At 42.4% G+C, this 17,178-nt stretch carries 17 protein-coding genes and 1 pseudogene; 5 read left to right on the top strand and 13 right to left on the bottom strand.

All coding sequences use genetic code 11. The features are described from left to right. Positions 1-994: pseudogene (locus BWD47_RS16335) on the top strand (elongation factor Tu). 285 nt (positions 995-1,279) lie between these two features. Here BWD47_RS16335 and BWD47_RS16330 read toward each other — a convergent pair. The 7 genes from BWD47_RS16330 to BWD47_RS16300 form a co-directional block, all read right to left on the bottom strand. After that, on the bottom strand, positions 1,280-2,170 hold the full coding sequence (locus tag BWD47_RS16330) for a HEAT repeat domain-containing protein (RefSeq protein WP_036973483.1): 891 nt from the start codon (positions 2,168-2,170) through the stop codon (positions 1,280-1,282). A gap of 131 nt (positions 2,171-2,301) precedes the next feature. Continuing rightward, on the bottom strand, positions 2,302-3,495 hold the full coding sequence (locus tag BWD47_RS16325) for a dipeptidase (protein WP_075594311.1): 1,194 nt from the start codon (positions 3,493-3,495) through the stop codon (positions 2,302-2,304). A 60-nt stretch (positions 3,496-3,555) separates the two neighbouring features. Next, on the bottom strand, positions 3,556-3,813 hold the full coding sequence (locus tag BWD47_RS16320) for a YheU family protein (RefSeq protein ID WP_036973480.1): 258 nt from the start codon (positions 3,811-3,813) through the stop codon (positions 3,556-3,558). Then, the gene (locus tag BWD47_RS16315) at positions 3,788-4,789 is read right to left on the bottom strand and encodes a hydrolase (RefSeq protein WP_074989876.1); all 1,002 of its coding nucleotides are present in this window, start codon (positions 4,787-4,789) and stop codon (positions 3,788-3,790) included. Before BWD47_RS16315 ends, BWD47_RS16320 begins: the two co-directional genes overlap by 26 nt. Positions 4,790-4,931: 142 nt before the next feature. Next, on the bottom strand, positions 4,932-5,072 hold the full coding sequence (locus BWD47_RS16310) for a DUF3149 domain-containing protein (RefSeq protein ID WP_074989877.1): 141 nt from the start codon (positions 5,070-5,072) through the stop codon (positions 4,932-4,934). 244 nt (positions 5,073-5,316) lie between these two features. Next, a complete protein-coding gene (locus tag BWD47_RS16305) occupies positions 5,317-5,733 on the bottom strand; it encodes a TIGR02444 family protein (protein ID WP_075594310.1) in 417 nt (138 codons plus the stop codon). After that, positions 5,720-7,639 carry an ATP-binding cassette domain-containing protein gene (locus BWD47_RS16300; protein ID WP_036973477.1) on the bottom strand — a complete coding sequence of 640 codons (1,920 nt, stop codon included), beginning with the start codon at positions 7,637-7,639 and terminating at the stop codon, positions 5,720-5,722. Before BWD47_RS16300 ends, BWD47_RS16305 begins: the two co-directional genes overlap by 14 nt. A gap of 129 nt (positions 7,640-7,768) precedes the next feature. On the opposite strand from BWD47_RS16300, the gene BWD47_RS16295 reads away from it, so the two are divergent. Beyond that, positions 7,769-7,972, top strand: coding sequence for a YheV family putative zinc ribbon protein (locus BWD47_RS16295; protein ID WP_036973475.1), 204 nt, complete (start codon positions 7,769-7,771; stop codon positions 7,970-7,972). Positions 7,973-7,992: 20 nt separating this feature from the next. Here BWD47_RS16295 and BWD47_RS16290 read toward each other — a convergent pair whose 3' ends face one another. Continuing rightward, entirely contained in the window at positions 7,993-8,205 is a 213-nt protein-coding gene (locus BWD47_RS16290; RefSeq protein ID WP_036973473.1) for a SlyX family protein, read from the bottom strand. Next, a complete protein-coding gene (locus BWD47_RS16285) occupies positions 8,192-9,190 on the bottom strand; it encodes a WD40 repeat domain-containing protein (protein WP_075594309.1) in 999 nt (332 codons plus the stop codon). Before BWD47_RS16285 ends, BWD47_RS16290 begins: the two co-directional genes overlap by 14 nt. A 201-nt stretch (positions 9,191-9,391) precedes the next feature. Here BWD47_RS16285 and fkpA point away from each other — a divergent pair, with 201 nt between their 5' ends. Next, positions 9,392-10,147 carry an FKBP-type peptidyl-prolyl cis-trans isomerase gene (gene fkpA / locus BWD47_RS16280; RefSeq protein ID WP_065979435.1) on the top strand — a complete coding sequence of 252 codons (756 nt, stop codon included), beginning with the start codon at positions 9,392-9,394 and terminating at the stop codon, positions 10,145-10,147. A gap of 42 nt (positions 10,148-10,189) precedes the next feature. Here fkpA and BWD47_RS16275 read toward each other — a convergent pair whose 3' ends face one another. Together BWD47_RS16275 and BWD47_RS16270 are read right to left on the bottom strand one after the other, a co-directional pair. Then, complete coding sequence (locus tag BWD47_RS16275; RefSeq protein ID WP_174403897.1) at positions 10,190-11,242, bottom strand: LD-carboxypeptidase; 1,053 nt, start codon at positions 11,240-11,242, stop codon at positions 10,190-10,192. A 147-nt stretch (positions 11,243-11,389) separates the two neighbouring features. Continuing rightward, positions 11,390-11,860, bottom strand: coding sequence for an Rsd/AlgQ family anti-sigma factor (locus BWD47_RS16270; RefSeq protein ID WP_036973468.1), 471 nt, complete (start codon positions 11,858-11,860; stop codon positions 11,390-11,392). Positions 11,861-12,473: 613 nt separating this feature from the next. Here BWD47_RS16270 and hemE point away from each other — a divergent pair. Next, on the top strand, positions 12,474-13,538 hold the full coding sequence (gene hemE, locus BWD47_RS16265; RefSeq protein WP_036973467.1) for a uroporphyrinogen decarboxylase: 1,065 nt from the start codon (positions 12,474-12,476) through the stop codon (positions 13,536-13,538). A gap of 59 nt (positions 13,539-13,597) precedes the next feature. On the opposite strand, the gene sthA is transcribed toward hemE, so the two are convergent. Together sthA and BWD47_RS16255 are read right to left on the bottom strand one after the other, a co-directional pair. Continuing rightward, entirely contained in the window at positions 13,598-15,028 is a 1,431-nt protein-coding gene (gene sthA / locus BWD47_RS16260) for a Si-specific NAD(P)(+) transhydrogenase (RefSeq protein ID WP_036973466.1), read from the bottom strand. Between the two features lie 13 nt (positions 15,029-15,041). Then, positions 15,042-16,175, bottom strand: a complete 1,134-nt coding sequence (locus BWD47_RS16255) for a fatty acid desaturase (protein WP_065979432.1) — start codon at positions 16,173-16,175, stop codon at positions 15,042-15,044. A gap of 116 nt (positions 16,176-16,291) precedes the next feature. On the opposite strand from BWD47_RS16255, the gene fabR reads away from it, so the two are divergent. Continuing rightward, positions 16,292-16,909, top strand: a complete 618-nt coding sequence (fabR, locus tag BWD47_RS16250; protein WP_036973464.1) for an HTH-type transcriptional repressor FabR — start codon at positions 16,292-16,294, stop codon at positions 16,907-16,909. Positions 16,910-17,178 lie beyond the last annotated feature (269 nt).

Below are 17,178 nucleotides of genomic sequence, written 5' to 3'. Positions count from 1 at the left end.
ATGGCAAAAGAAAAGTTTGAACGCGTAAAACCGCACGTAAACGTTGGTACAATCGGCCACGTTGACCACGGTAAAACTACCCTAACTGCAGCAATCACTAACGTACTTGCAAAAGTATACGGTGGTACAGCTAAAGACTTCGCATCAATCGATAACGCTCCAGAAGAGCGTGAGCGTGGTATCACAATCTCAACTTCACACGTTGAGTACGATACACCAACTCGTCACTACGCACACGTAGACTGTCCAGGACACGCCGATTATGTTAAAAACATGATCACTGGTGCTGCTCAAATGGACGGCGCAATCCTAGTAGTTGCTGCRACTGACGGTCCTATGCCACAAACACGTGAGCACATCCTACTTTCTCGTCAGGTTGGCGTACCTTACATCATCGTATTCATGAACAAATGTGACATGGTTGATGACGAAGAGCTACTTGAGCTAGTAGAGATGGAAGTTCGTGAACTTCTTTCTGAGTACGATTTCCCAGGTGACGACTTACCTCTAATCCAAGGTTCAGCACTTAAAGCCCTAGAAGGCGAAGAGCAATGGGAAGCGAAAATCATTGAACTAGCTGAAGCGCTAGATTCATACATCCCAGAGCCAGAGCGTGACATCGATAAGCCATTCATCATGCCTATCGAAGACGTATTCTCAATCCAAGGTCGTGGTACAGTTGTAACTGGCCGTGTTGAAGCTGGTATCATCAACGTGAATGACGAAGTTGAAATCGTAGGTATCAAAGAAACTAGAAGGTGGCCGTCATACTCCATTCTTCAAAGGTTACCGTCCACAGTTCTACTTCCGTACAACTGACGTAACAGGTGACGTACAGTTACCAGACGGCGTTGAAATGGTAATGCCTGGTGATAACATCAAGATGACTGTAGAGCTAATCGCTCCAATCGCGATGGACGAAGGTTTACGCTTCGCTATCCGTGAAGGTGGCCGTACAGTTGGTGCTGGTGTTGTTGCAACTATCGTTGAGTAATCAACTATAGTGATGCATTAAGCATTCAAGAAAAACCCGAGCTTAGTCTCGGGTTTTTTATGGATGAGAAAATAGATATTAGAAGGTAGATATTAGAAGGTAGATATTAGAAGTCAGTTACCGAGCGGGGGTTACTTACTGGTGTGATTAAACATCAAAAAGTTTGCTTGAGGTTAACGTGGCTTTATTTTGTTCTCGCTTCTCGCTTCTCGCTTCTCGCTTCTCGCTTCTCGCTTCTCGCTTCTCGCTTCTCGCTTCTCGCTTCTCGCTTCTCGCTTCTCGCTACTAACCACTATTTCCAAGTACTTTGTTTAATTCTTCTCTTAGTCGTGGGTGTTTTAGGCTGTCGGTCATAATATCAGCTACTTTACTATCGCCACTTGATTCTAAGCTTTGAATACGCTGTGCAAGCTCAAGAGCAAACTCTTTTTTATCGAGTTGATTAGCACGATAAAATTGGCTCACAAGGGCACTGGCTGACACGCTACGAACATAGTCGTTATCGTCGCTTTGCAAGAGCTTTTGAAAGTAGTCGGCTAGTTTTGGTGAAACAGAATCGAGTCGCGATAGATTCTCTATGGCATGAATTCGTGTGGTTGGTTCACTTGTATACTCACTGATATTGAGCATCGCGTCGACAACGGCTGTGTGTTGATTTTCATCTAGATCACGTCTGAGCATGCCTAACGTCATTTTAAGTTGCCCATAGGCTGCCAAACGGTCGTCATCGCTATTATTGATATTTAGTAGTGCAGAAAATGCGTCGTTAATTGATTTGTTTGCATAGTGTTGATCGGCCTTAATGCGCTGACGATAATCATCAGGCAAGTTTCTAAACCAATTAACCGATGGATTTCTTTTGGTTGCTTCTGCAATACGTTCTTTTTCGCGTTGTTCGATGACTTTATCGATTTGTTCTGCAATTAAAGTTGGCTCAATTTTAGGGCTACTTTGTTCTAGTGCGTTAATTCGAGTTTCAAGGTCTAGAATATAGCCATGCAATGCGACGAGGTTTTCCCTGTCTTCAAGGGGAACGCTACCACTTACAGATGAAAAATCGTACTTTGCGGGTTGCGGTTTGTTGAGTGGCTTAGATGCCCCAAACTGGTTGTATAACGTTATGCCTAATGCAGCGGTTGCAAATACAAGCGCAACATTTCCTTGCCATGAAGCCATGTCACATCATCCTAATTACTTCTGTGTAATCATCAGATTAAATCATGCTATTTTTTTAATCAATAAACGATGTTGCAATCAATAAAAAAGCGCATTAACTGCGCTTTTAAGATGGTGATAATGAGGTTAGTTTAATGCGCTTTTGCGTACTCTTCAGCTTGTTGCCAAACTCGAAGCATGTTGCCACTTAAGATCTTTTTAATATCTTTATCGCTATAGCCTCGATTTATAAGGCCTTGTACAAGATTAGGGTAGCTAGACACGTCCTTTAAGCCTACAGGCAGTGAGTCACCAACACCATCGTAGTCAGAGCCAATACCGACGTAATCAATGCCTATTAGCGCGACTACGTGGTCGATATGGTCAAGTACTTGCTCAAGGCTTGCAAACGGGAATGGGTTCTTAGCACGATAAGCTGCGTCAAAATCTTTGCTGAGCTTCGTGCCTTCCTTCTTCTTGTCTGCTTTTGCTGTTTTTAGCTGATCATACCAAGAACCAGCTTGAGCGGTTACGAAGCTTGAACCAAAGTTGATTTGAATAACACCGCCATTCTTTTTGAGTGCTAATAACATATCGTCATTCATATTACGCTCAAAGCCTGGCGTATATTTACGCAGCGATGAGTGAGAGGCAATCACTGGTACTTTCGAAATTTCCATGACTTGGTAAAACGCATCATCTGAAATATGCGATACGTCTACAAGCATACCGATGTTGTTCATCTCTTTGACCAGCTCTTTACCAAATGGGCTTAAGCCTTTCCACTTACGGCGAATATCGTAAGAAGAGTCTGAAATGTGATTGCTTTGCGAGTGAGCAAGGGTGATGTAGCGCACACCACGGTCATAAAAATGCTTCAGGTTTTTCATGTCACCTTCAATCGGTGAACCATTTTCCATCCCCATTGCCAACGACATTTTACCTTGTTTAAAGTGTGCTTTGATATCTGCTGTTGAATCAGCCATTGCAAATTTATCTGGGGCACGCTGTACAATGGCTTCCATGCTATCGATTAACTGATTAGCAAGTTGGTAGCTTTTACCTTTGCCTTCAAACTCGAGGTTAGCTGGAATGTAAATTGACATAAAAGGGGCGTTTAGGCCGCCTTGCACTGCACGCGGATAGTCAAAATCGCCGTCATCAGTCGCTTTAGTTACATCGGCCCATTTATCGTGAATACGGTAAGGCACATCAATGTGTGTATCAATTAAAATCGTGTCTTTTGCTAGTTTGATGGCTTTATCTGATGCCGTCGTCTCACTTGCATGAGCTTGGCTGATTAAGGCCAACGAAACAGCGGCAACCAATGAGCTTAGTTTTTTCATTCTTAATGGCTCTTTAAAGTTAAAAAGCCATTGTGAAGGGTTGTAGAAAAAGTTACAAGTTTAGTCGTTAAACGACGCTTGATACTCTGGGTCGGCTTGTAATGCGATAAACTCGGCTTTTGAAATAATGGTGACAGATTCATGTAGTTCAGAAAAGAACACCATTGCGTCACCTTTTTTTAGTTGCTGAGTAACCTGCGCCACCTTACTTTCAATACTTACCTCTTGCTCGCCATAGTCAGTGCCTTCACGTAATACATAGCTTTCAATTAAATTGTAAAGTGTCTCTTTATCAAGTTTTTCGTGTGGAATGATCATCGCTGCTCTTTTTAACTAACTGTTGAAAATACTCAGGCACTATACGCTCAAGCCAGTACTCGGGTTTAAACGGATTATTACCGCTAATAAAACCAACATGGCCGCCTTTTTCGGAGATACGCAGAGTAACATGTTCACTGACATCTGTGCTATCGGGCACGGCTTTAATTGATAGCATCGGGTCATCTTTTGCGTGCACAATAAGTGTCGGTGTTGCGATCGTTTTTAAAAACGGTTTGGCGCTTGCTTGTTGATAGTAATCTTCAGCGCCAGCAAAACCATGCAAGGGAGCCGTTAGTAAGTTATCGAACTGCCATAAGTCATCAATAGCCATTAATTTTTCTGGGGTAAGACTAATTTTCTGTTCTATTTGTGGCAGCTTTCTTTGCATTGATTTTTTCATGCGATCAAGCAAATACTTTTGATAAATTTTACCTAAACTTTTACGTATTACTTCGCATGATGCCGATAAATCAAAAGGAGCCGATACCACGGCTGCACCATGTAAGTTCGATTGGCTACCTTGCTCACCTAAATATTTAGCAAGCACATTACCGCCTAGCGAAAAGCCAACAGCGAAAAGAGGACGTGAGGGAAATGTGTTTTTTAGGTGGTTGATAAAAAAGCGTAAATCTTCGGTCTCGCCACTATGATAAGCACGCGCAAGGCGATTAACTTCGCGTGAGCAATTACGAAAGTGCATGAGCACTACCGCAAAGCCTTGCTGCTTGAGCTTTTTCATCATGCCTTTGGCATAAAAGCTATTAATGTTGCCCTCTAGGCCGTGTAACACAATGGCTAATGGAGCATGTTCATTGTGTGGCTGTGCCCAAGCAAGTTCTAAAAAGTCACCATCTGGGGTGTCGATTGTTGATAAGTCGTAGCGTGTATTATGAAAAGGACGAAAGAAGCGCGGCATTATGGTTTGCAAATGGCGATTGCGCATCCACCACGCAGGCTTAAACTCAGGTAACATAGTTGACACTTTCAAGACAAAACAAGCGCCCATTGTAGCAAGTTTTTGCTTTTTTAGAACAGGTGGCAATTTTGTGTTGTTGCAAATAAAAAGCCCCTAAACAATAAAATTGGATGGGGGCTTTGTGCGTCGTGCTTAATTCTTACTTAGGAACTTCTGCGTCGTGAACTTTCTTGATGAAATATCCGACGTAAAAAAGGCATAAAACGATAACAACTGCCAAAATGCCAAATGACATAAATAAGACGGGGTCGCTAAAAAAATCTCTAAAGAATACGTTCATGGTTGTGCCTCCTAATGTCTATGGGTTAATCATAGGCTGGCTTTGGGGTGGGTGATATGATCCAGATCAAGCTATTTTCCTGAAGCCACACAAGGCGATTTAGAAGTTGATTTGGATCAAGTTTGATAGGCTATTAGCGATTAGACGTCAGTCGATCGAGAGGCGTTTTGCTTCAGATAAAGCCTTAAGGGTATGGCTTACTACTTACTATGAGTGGCGTTGGATTGACTGCGCACTCACCACTTTACTTAATATATAACCCTATATTATTCGCATTGGAACATGGCGTTAGAGTCATCGTATTCAGTGCGTTTATAAGAAGCTGTTGCTGTTGTTTTTCGAGTTTTAATTCTGCACTGAGTAATTCTTTACGAATCGTGGCGTAATCAGCAATTTCGGTTTGATTGGCTTTTAGGTAGGCGCGAGTCTTACGTAGAGGCTTTAATACCTGCTCGTCAAATTCAATAATGCATAATTCAAGCTGATTAAGTTGAGAGTTGTTTAAAGCAAGCCCAAGAGAATCTAAATAATACAATAGCAGACACAGGTTAACGTTTTTACCTTGCTGGTTTTGGTAATCTAACAGGCTTGCTTGCATGTCATCTTTACTATAAAGCTGACATGCAAATTGCCAAAAATCGTCACTGTTAAGCAAGTTCATCGGCAAACGCTTGTTCTTTTTCTTCCATCTCTTCAAGGGCCATCAGTAGCTCTTCTTCAATGTCATTTACTTTTGGCGTTAATGTCGCTTGTTTTGCGAGTAACTCTTTGAGTTTTGCTTTGTTGTCATCGTTATAAAGCGCGTTATCGCCAAGTGCCTCTTCGATTTCAGCTAATTCCGCTGAGTGTTTATCAAGTTGCTTTTCGAGCTTTTCAATTTGCTTTTTAAGTGGTTGTACTGATTTTCTAAACTCGGCTTCTAAGCGCTTTTGTTCTTTACGATTGATGCTTGAATGCGCTTTCGGTGCGCTGTCTTCAGTTGTTTTTGCAGCTTCTTTGTTCGCATTGAGTAACCATTGGTAGTACGCGTCAAGATCATAGCCAAACTGGGTTACTTCTCCGTTATCAACAAGGTAATATTCATCGGCTGTGTTTTTCAACATGTGGCGATCGTGCGATACGGTGACCATTGCCCCTTCAAAACCTTGTAGAGCCATTACAAGAGCATGTCGCATTTCTAAATCAAGGTGGTTGGTGGGCTCATCGAGTAACAGTAAGTTGGGCTTTTGATACACCAACATAGCCAGTACTAAACGTGCTTTTTCGCCACCCGAAAATGGAGCAACTGGCTCAAGTGCTTTATCGCCAAAAAATGCAAAGCCCCCTAAAAAGTCGCGCAGTGATTGCTCTGTTGCCTGCGGGTTTAAACGTTGTAAATGCGTAACGGCACTGGCTCTTAGATCCAACGATTCGAGTTGGTGCTGCGCAAAGTAGCCAATATTTAATCCTTGATGCTGAAACACTTCGCCCGCTTGCGGTTTGAGATCTCCAGCTAATAATTTTATTAGCGTTGATTTACCCGCGCCATTTCGACCAAGCAAGGCAATACGGCTGCCCGGTACGAGGTTAAGCTTAATGCTGTGTAAAATGGTGGTATCGCCATAGCCCGCTTTGGCTTGGTCAAGTGTCATGAGCGGGTTCGGTAGTGCGGTTGGTTCAGCAAACTCAAAATCGAAGGGTGAATCAGCATGTGCTGGCGCCAGCTTTTCCATACGTTCCAGTGCTTTTACCCGGCTTTGTGCTTGTTTTGCTTTACTTGCTTTGGCTTTAAAGCGAGTAATAAACTGTTCAAGATGCGCAATTTGTTCTTGTTGCTTTTCGAACATGGCCTGTTGCTGTAATAAGCGTTCTGCTTTTTGGCGTTCAAATTGCGAGTAATTGCCTTTATAAATATTAATTTTTTGCTGGTCGATATGCCAAATTTGATCAACCACCGCATCGAGAAACTCACGGTCGTGTGAGATAAGCACAAGTGTGCCAGTATAGGCGCGTAAAAAGCGCTCTAACCAGTAAACAGCATCAAGGTCTAAGTGGTTGGTTGGCTCATCTAAAAGCAATAAATCGGCATCGCGAATAAGGGCTTGTGCCAAGTTTAAGCGCATACGCCACCCCCCCGAAAAGGCACTCACAGGGTTGTCAATTTGCTCATTGGAGAAACCTAAACCATGTAGCAGTTCACCGGCTTTTGCTTCAATGCTGTAACCTTGGATATTTTCAAGCCCAATATGTGCCTTTGCTTGTGCCGCGCCATCATTATTTTGCTCGGCTTCGCGCAGTGCGATTCTGAGTGTGTAATAGTCAGGATGGCCTTGGAGTACGTAATCAAGCGCACTAATATCGAGAGCCGGTGTTTCTTGCTTTACAGAAGAAATGGACCAGTCTTTAGGAATACTGCATTCACCAGCATCGAGTTGTAATTCAGACTTTAATAGCGCGAACAATGTGGATTTACCACAGCCATTAGCCCCGACTAGGCCTACTTTATGCTCAGGGAATAAGGTTGCAGAGGCACCTTTTAATAAGGCATTACCACCACGAAGAAGCTCGATGTCTGAAATTTGGATCATGAAAGTTTACTTGCACACCACAGTTTTAATTGCGCATATTATAACACGGATCGTATTAGGCTTCGCAATCGTATCAAACACAGAATTATTAGGCTAAAATAGCCGCCTAAATGGCACCGGAGATCATGTATGAGACAAAAAAAACGCTTTATCGCAGGGGCATCATGCCCAGAGTGTAATGCGATGGATACGATGATGCTTTATAAAGAGCATGATGTTGAGAAAGTAGAATGTGTGCAGTGTGGCCATAAAATGACTCAGCCAGAAAAAGCAGTACAAGCCTCAACACGCCAGTTTGAACAAGTGATTGGGGTGTTTAAGCCGGGCGATTAACCCGGCTAAATTTTTCAATATTAATAATGTGGCGGAGGCGGCTCATGCATCTGCGACATTAAAGAAGGTTGTTGTGCTTCTTTAATTTTTTCTGCAAGCAATTCAGTCTGGCGCTTCATTTTTGCAAGCTGTTGCTGATGCGCTTTAAGCTCATCATTTAATATTTCAATTGTTTCATCTTGAAAAGCGACTTTTGCTTCAAGTTCCATTAGACGATGTTCAATTGTGTTCATTTGATTCTCTTACATTAAAACTTTCAGCGAATCCGCTGGAGCTTTCGGTTAATAACGCTTGGTTGTTATCAGTAAACGCAACATCTAACACCACGGCCGATTTCGGGCGACTTCCTTCACGAGGAACCACTTGCCACGTTTGCAATTTTTTACCTGAGTCTAGCTGCCATAATTCAACAAGTCGATTGGGTGACCCGGTTGCGATTAAGGTGCCTTCATCGTTAAAACGCACTGCGGTAAAAATTTTCTGACGCGCAATATACGCCAGTTTGCTAACAAGATCACCTGTAGTCAGTTGCCATACATTTGCTTGCTTCATACTGTCAGCTGTAAATGCATAGCGGCCTTGTGGATCGAGGGCGACTTGAGTAACGCGAGTCGGGTGGTTAAAGCGATGTATAACTTGCCCTGTACGGGTATCCCAAAAGTAGGCAACATAGTCATTAGAACCACTGATTGCGTAATGACCATTCGGTGAAAGGTCAACAACATTCACTTTTTCTTGGTGGCCAAGGAACTCTATGCGTCTTCCGGTCTCTAAGTCGAGGTAAACGACTACACCGTCGGCGCGGCCATATAACACGCTGCGTCCTTGGTCGCTAATCGCGATATCTCTAATTGTTGAGGCGTGTATTTTATAGTAGCCCGTGTTTTTACCTGAGTTAATGTCCCACACAGCAAATGTGGACTTTTCTGCGGTGACAGCATGGCTATTGTCGTAAGAGATTGCCACAGTGTGAACGAGGCTATCTTGAGCTTGTTGTTGAAACCATTGGTATTTTAATACCTGCTGTTGATTATCCCACAGCGCGACCCCATGGTGTATAGATGAGATCACGCTGTATTTGCCATCATGCGAAATAGCAGATGCAAACGCACCTTTAGCCGCATGTTCATAACGTGCAGTGGATTGCTCATGTTGCTCAGAGCAGGCAACAACTAAGCTTAGGCTTAGCAGATACAAAAAAGTACGAAATATCGACATATTACGGGTATTTCCCCTTAACTCTTCGTGATTGAGAGGTTAGACTAGGGCTCATTAAAGGCCTAGGTTGTTATTCTAATCACTGATCATGCGTTTGCATGAAGTTTAGTTATTAGACAAGCAGCCTACCATGTAGGTCGTTAATCTTTAACTAGTAATAATACAATAATTGACAACTGCAAAGTGTGTCGGAGATATAAAATGAGAAAGACGATTAAATTGTCATTGATTGCAGCGTCAGTTTTAGCGCTTACAGCTTGTAATCAAGAAGCAAAAAAAGAACAGCAAGTTGAAGTTAAACTAGAGACTGAAGCACAACAACAAGCATACGGTATCGGTGCCTCTGTTGGTAATTTCTTGAATCAAGACTTAGCTGACAAAAAAGAGTTAGGTGTTGAATTAGATGAAGCGCTATTAAAGCGTGGTTTTGAAGACGCACTTGCAGGTAACGCAAAATTAGACGACGAAAAAATTCGTGAAGTGTTAACAGCGCTTGATCAAAGCATTCGTACTAAGCAACAAGAAAAAGCAAAAGTAGAAGCTGAACAGAGCAAAGCTGAAGGCGAAAAATACCTAGCAGAGAACGCGAAGAAAGAAGGCGTGACAGTAACTGAGTCTGGTTTACAGTACGAAGTGATTTCACAAGGTGATGGCGAAAAGCCAGTTGCAACTGACGTGGTAAAAGTACACTACAAAGGTACTTTACTAGATGGAACTGAGTTCGATAGCTCTTATTCACGTAATGAGCCAACGACTTTCCCACTTAACCGTGTGATCCCAGGTTGGACTGAAGGTTTACAGTTAATGCCTGTTGGCTCTAAGTACAAATTCACTATCCCAGCTGATCTTGCTTACGGTGAGCGCGACCTAGGTAAGATCCCTGCTAACTCAACGCTTGTGTTTGAAGTAGAACTACTTGAAATTCAAAGCGAAGAAAAAGCAGCTGCTGCAGAGTAATTTTTTACTCAATGAGAAAAGGGCCTAAAGTAGGCCCTTTTTTTAGCTGCTAAATGCTGTTTCTTTCATTTGCAGCGTGCCTTTATCGGCATCAAGTGCCACCACCGTACCGACCGGTAAAATAAACTGGCGTTTAATATGACCAATCATTGCACCGCGATAAGCCGGAATGCCTAATGGCTTAATATAATCAGCAAAGATATCATCCAAGGTTAATGAGCCATAGCCTCGACCTGGCTTACAGTCATTACAATCACCAAATACAAACCCCGCTATTTTATCTAGTGCGCCCATAAGTTTAAGGGTGCTCATCATACGGTCAATACGATAAGGGGCTTCATCAATATCTTCTAAAAATAAAATAGCCCCATTAAAGTCAGGTAAGTAGTCAGAGCCTGCGAGTGCTGTGAGTACAGTGAGATTCCCCCCGATTAAACGGCCACTGACCTGACCCGCATTGATGGTTTGGGTTAAGTATTGGCTGTTGACTAGTTCATCGTCTGCTTTGGGTAAATTTTGGTAGCGCATTAACTGACGTTGTTCAAACATGTTTTTAAATTGCGCAACATGAAATGGATTCCAATCGCTGGTGGCATTAGGGCCATGAAAACTAATAAGCCCGGCTTTAGCGAGTAATGCATTATGTAATGCCGTGATATCAGAATAGCCCATAAGAGGTTTCGGATTATTTCGAATTGTTGCATAGTCTAAAAGTGGCAGGATGCGAGCCGCACCCGACCCACCCCGTAAGCACACAATCGCATCGACATGTGGGTCGGCAAATAAGCTGTTTAAGTCACTCGCTCTTTGTGCATCTGTGCCAGCTAAATGACCGCGTCGGGCTAAAATATTAGGGGCAAGCTTTGCTTTATAGCCGAGTGCTTCTATTACACCTTTTGCGAGTATGATGTCAGCGTGCTCAGCGGTTGCCGCTGATGGGCTGCACAGACCAATGGTTCCCCCTTTTTTTAATGGCTTTGGTTTTACTAAAGTGGGAGTTGCAGTGTGTGATGCGCCAATCAGTGGTTGGCTGGTTGCTAAACTTGCACCTGCTGCAAGAACAGAAAGAGATTTTAAGAAAGTACGTTTGTTCATCGTGCGCCTCATTTTTTTACTATGAGTAACGCATTAAAATAATTATTTCAAATTTTTGTTATGAAATGGAATATAACATTCTATTAAGGTAGGCAGATAACAAGACTTTCCAGCAGAGAAAGTGTTCTCTGCTGCCGTCTTACTGTGTTAGCTGGTGTGGTTTGAATAGAGATTATCGATTAGTTCATCTTCTAATTCAAAGCGCAGCTCAAGTGCTTCACCTAGCACTGATAAATCTTTATCAAATTCATCGAGCAAGTCATCTGAGTCAACTTCAGCGTATTTGTCGTTAAAGTCTAATGCAACATCGGTAGTTTCAGAAATTCGTGGGTAGAGCGCATTGGCTAGCTTTTGGCTTTCTGGGCCTTTTTCTTCACAGGCCTTGGCAATGTCGTCATACACTTCGAAATGTCCCGCTGACAGGTAATCCATCAGTATTTGACAAAAGTTTTGGATTTGCAGTTGATCAGGTAGGGCGTGATCTTTCTTTTCATACGGTGAAAATCCCGCAATACGGCAAAACAACACAAGTAGCTCTTGACGTTCTGTAAGCCATTTATCGATGACAGAATGGCTACCTCCCCACTTTTGTTGAGCTTTTTCCAAACGCGTCAGCATATTTCATCTCCTCGCTGAGTTGGTTTTCCTTCCCTATATAAGAAGGAAATATGACACAAAGATCAACTAAATTCTTAGTGTCTAATTGCAACAGATTGTTAAAAGCCAACTTAGAGGCGCATATTTAAGCAGCGTTTTTCTGCTTCTTTACACTGTTGTCTAAGGCTGGACTTTTATGCTCTAACAGCAGTGTATGGGAAATAATTAAAAACTACTAGTGTTTATTTTGGATTATCAATCTAATGAGGTAGAGGGGGTATCTTGTTGATTAAGAAAAGAAAAAACCACCAAAATTGGTGGTTTAATTCTTTTTCCGGACTTGTTAAAACAAGCTTTCTTATAGTTATGGGAAGATTTTTGTTCTTATTGTTATACAATTTTTATTATTGTTTTTGTTAACGCGGGATAAGTTATACCAAGCTTTTTTCGATGTTGCAAATTTATTAATAAAAAGTTTTAAAATTATTTTAATTTCGTTCAATAATTGTGCGGTTTTATGTGGCGTAGCTAAAAACTATGATCTATGTCTAGGGTCGGTTATCTATCCATAGTGAGCGGCGCAATATGGTGATACAATCAGCGCAATTTCATTCAGTTCTAGGATCTAAAACGCATGAGCGAATTAAAAAACGACCGTTATTTACGTGCACTACAAAAGCAACCTGTCGATGTTACACCGGTATGGATGATGCGCCAAGCAGGCCGTTATTTACCTGAATACCGTGCTACACGTGCTCAAGCAGGCGACTTTATGAGCTTATGTAAAAACGCCGAACTTGCTTGTGAAGTGACTTTACAGCCATTACGTCGTTACCCGCTTGATGCTGCGATTCTATTCAGCGATATTTTAACTATCCCAGATGCGATGGGATTAGGCCTTTATTTCGAAACCGGCGAAGGTCCTAAGTTCGAGCGCCCAATTTCATCATTAGCGGATGTTAAAAAGATTCCTAATATCGATCCAACTGATGAATTAGGCTATGTGATGAATGCGGTAAGCACCATTCGTCGTGAACTCAAAGGTGAAGTGCCACTGATTGGCTTCTCAGGTTCACCTTGGACACTTGCCACATACATGGTTGAAGGTGGAAGTAGCAAAACATTCGGGAAAATCAAAAAAATGGCGTTTGCAGAACCGCAAACACTACACCTATTACTCGATAAATTAGCTGATTCAGTGATTGATTACCTCAACGCACAAGTGAAAGCAGGTGCGCAATCATTGATGGTTTTTGATTCATGGGGGGGAGTGTTAAGCCCGCGTGATTACAATGAATTCTCACTACAGTATATGCATAAAATCGTTGATGGCTTAATTCGCGAGTACGACGGTCGTAAAGTGCCGGTAACACTATTTACTAAAAATGGTGGTCAGTGGATTGAAGCAATTGCAGCAACAGGCTGTGATGCAGTAGGCCTTGATTGGACAATCAATATTGGTGATGCAAAGCGTCGTGTTGGTGATAAAGTGGCACTACAAGGTAATATGGACCCATCAATGCTGCACGGTACGCCAGAGCGTATTCGTCAAGAAGTGGCCACAATTTTAGAAGACTTTGGTACAGGTTCTGGTCATGTATTTAATTTAGGGCATGGTATTACCCCAGATGTTGACCCTGAACATGCCGGTATATTTATTAACTCAGTGCATGAGTTAAGTGCTAAATATCACAAGTAAGTCGCTCTAGTTATAAAAAAGCCCGCAATATGCGGGCTTTTCTATATACGTTCAATCGCTTATTTAAATAAGCGATTTAAACCATTTAACGCAGCAACTCGGTAGGCCTCAGCCATGGTTGGGTAGTTAAAGGTTGTATTTACGAAGTAATCGATGGTGTTACCACCGTTCTTTTGTTCCATAATTGCTTGCCCGATATGGACAATTTCAGACGCACGTTCACCAAAACAATGCACACCAAGCACTTCTTTAGTATCAACATGGAATAAAATCTTTAAGCTACCTACCTCAGTCCCGGCAATTTGTGCGCGTGCCAAATGCTTAAACTGTGCACGGCCAACTTCGTATGGAATTTTAGCTGCGGTAAGCTCTTGTTCGGTTTTACCCACTGAGCTCATTTCAGGAATCGTATAAATACCGGCAGGAATATCAATAATCAATTTTTCTTCGCAGTTACCACATGCAATGGCATCAGCAGCAATACGACCTTGGTCAAAGGCAGCACTCGCAAGGCTTGGGTAACCAATAACATCACCTACAGCATAAATGTTATCAACCTCTGTTTGGTATGTTTCATTTACTTTAAGCTGGCCACGGCTATCGGCTTTTAAACCCACAGCATCGAGGTTTAGAGTGTCGGTATTACCTGTACGTCCGTTAGCAAACAAAATACAGTCTGCTTTGACACGTTTGCCCGACTTCAAATGCATCACGACACAGTCATCACGGGTTTCGATGCGATCAAACTCTTCGTTATGGCGAATAACAATGCCGCTATTCCAAAAGTGGTAACTCAGTGCATCTGAAATCTCAGCATCCATAAAGGCTAGTAAGCGATCACGGGTGTTAACTAAGTCAACTTTCGCGCCTAAGCCTTTAAAAATAGAGGCGTATTCACAGCCAATCACACCTGCACCATAAATAAGCACGCGATGAGGGTCGTGTTCAAGGCCTAAAATGGTATCGCTGTCGTAAATTCGTGGATGCGAAAAATCAACGCCTGGTGGCCTGTAAGGGCGAGAACCCGTTGCGATAACAATGGTTTGTGCAGTTAATGTTTCAAATGAACCGTCGATGTGAGTAATTTTCACTGTGTGTTTATCAATAAACTCAGCATCGCCTTGGTACATATGAATACGATTACGGTCGTAAAAGCTACTGCGTAGGTTAGATTGTTTCGAAATGACATTACTAGCATGGCGAAGAATATCAGGGAAAGTGAGGCGGTTAGGGCGCTCGCTGATATTAAAAAGTGGGTTCGCTTTGTATTCAATGTAACGACTAACAGAGTGGCGTAAGGCTTTTGAAGGAATAGTGCCCCAATGGACGCAACCGCCACCTACTGATTCTTGGCGCTCAATAACAGCTACTTTTTTGTTACTTTTAGACAGGTTCATGGCGGTGCCTTCACCGCCAGGACCTGTGCCTATGATAATCGCGTCGTACTGATACGAAGGCGTATCTTTTTGCTTTACGTTTTGTTTGGCCACAGCCGCTCCTATGTTAACTAAAAGAGGCTTTTAATAACCTCGCATTTAGTGCAAGCCAAGCCTGCTTTTGGTTTTCCCAAGCGGCTTCAAGCTCATGATATTGTGTCATTACTGCTGATTTTTCGCATTGTTTTATCATTTTATTTTTTTTGATTTCTAACACGCGTTTTTGCAGGGCACAAAAGTGTTGCAGCTTTTTCAGCAATAATTCGTACTCAGATTGTAATAATGTAAGCTTATCTTGGGCTAAAGGCAATTTTGCGAGCTTATCTTGGGTTTTATTCATCAAGGTTTCTGCTTTCGCTTTTTCAATACGTTCAACAGGCGTACGTTTGAGCTTTGAGGCTAAACCCATCGCGGCCAATGAGCGGATCATCCACTTAGTAGGGTCATAGTGATACCATTTTATGCCGTTACGATAGTCGCTGGCAAAAATATGGTGGAAGTTATGATAACCTTCGCCATAAGTGAATAACGCTAAAAAACCGTTATCACGTGCAGTATTTTTTTCTGTGTATGGACGAGAGCCCCAAATGTGCGCCACTGAATTTATAAAAAAGGTAAAGTGTTGGCTTAATACCAAACGTAGCAGACCCGCAAGTAATAGCATGCCCCACACATCACCCAGCATTAAACCCAGCGCAAGTGGAATACCAATATTAGTGGCTAATACTAACTTCATGTAATGGCGGTGTTGCCACATTACCACTTTATTTTTCTGTAAATCTCGGCAGTTGTTGTAGTTGCCATACTCATCACCTTGATAGTCACGTAGCATCCAGCCTATATGGCTATACCAAAAGCCGTTGGTAGCTGCGTAAGGGTCTTTGACAGGGTCGTCGACTTGACCATGGTGAATACGGTGATCACTACTCCAATGCAGTGCGCTGTTTTGCAGTGCAAATGCACCACCAAGGGCAAAAAAGGCTTCAATCACTGGATGAGTATCGTAAGTCTTGTGTGCCCACAGGCGATGATACCCTGCGGTAATCGACATACCCGCATAAAACATACACGCAACGAATGCAATCCAATGTGCGCTGGTAAATCCATAGGTAATTCCATACCATGGCACTAAAGTAACGGCAGCCAAAAAAGTAAGGCTAAAGAATAGGACATTGGTCCAAATAATAGGTGGTTTTTTCATCTTTCAAAATCTGAGCGTACACTTGTACGCTAAAATAGTGTTTCAAACTCTCCGCGTCAAGTATTAGACTGTCTCATTAACCGAAAAATCATTAAAAATTCACGCTGGGAGTTTCCATGTCGGGTGTTAGAGCGCAACAGAAACAAAAAACACGACAAGCACTAATCGAAGCAGCATTTAATCAATTGAGTGCGGATCATAGTTTTTCTAATTTAAGCTTGCGTGAAGTTGCCCGTGAGGCCGGTATTGCGCCTACCTCGTTTTACCGTCACTTTAAAGACATGAACGAACTTGGCTTAACCATGGTAGATGAAGCGGGTTTAACGCTGCGCCAATTGATGCGTCAAGCACGTAGGCGAATAGCCAGTGGTGGCAGTGTCATTACGACATCTATTGTGACTTTTATGGAGTTTATCGATAACTCGAGTAACCAGTTTAGGTTGCTGCTGCGTGAACGTTCTGGCACTTCTAAGGCATTTCGTGCTGCTGTCGCGCGTGAAATTAAACACTTTATCTTAGAACTTGCTCACTACCTTGAAAGCGAAACCCCATGCGATGCCACCCATGCGTATATTCAAGCGGAGGCCATGGTGACTTTAGTATTTAACGCCGGTGCTGAGGCACTTGATATTGAAGGACAGCAGCGAGAAGAGTTAGTAGAGCGTCTAATTTGGCAACTACGTTATATTGCTCGCGGCGCCACAATGTATGTGCGAGACAACAATCATTCTTAAAAGTTAATCTAAACACGGGAGTCGGCTGTAAACGATAAATTAAACGCTGTCGACTTAGGTTTTGGATTTATTATTCAAAATGTGCGGTTTAATGGATTTTAAATTTCTATTATTATCGATTTTCAATCTACTTTTTAGAAAAATTATGCTTGCAAGCCTGTTTGTTGAATGTTAAAAATACAGCTCACTGAACACACATTTAGTAAATAAAGATGCAAATGACACGTTTAATTACATTAAAACTGAACCTCTTACTGCTTAAGCGAGTA

The organism is Pseudoalteromonas sp. PAB 2.2, assembly GCF_001938575.1.
In the GTDB taxonomy this organism is placed as follows: domain Bacteria; phylum Pseudomonadota; class Gammaproteobacteria; order Enterobacterales; family Alteromonadaceae; genus Pseudoalteromonas; species Pseudoalteromonas lipolytica.
The sequence above is the reverse complement of the archived record's forward strand: the minus strand, read 5'-3'. Positions and strand labels throughout refer to the sequence as shown.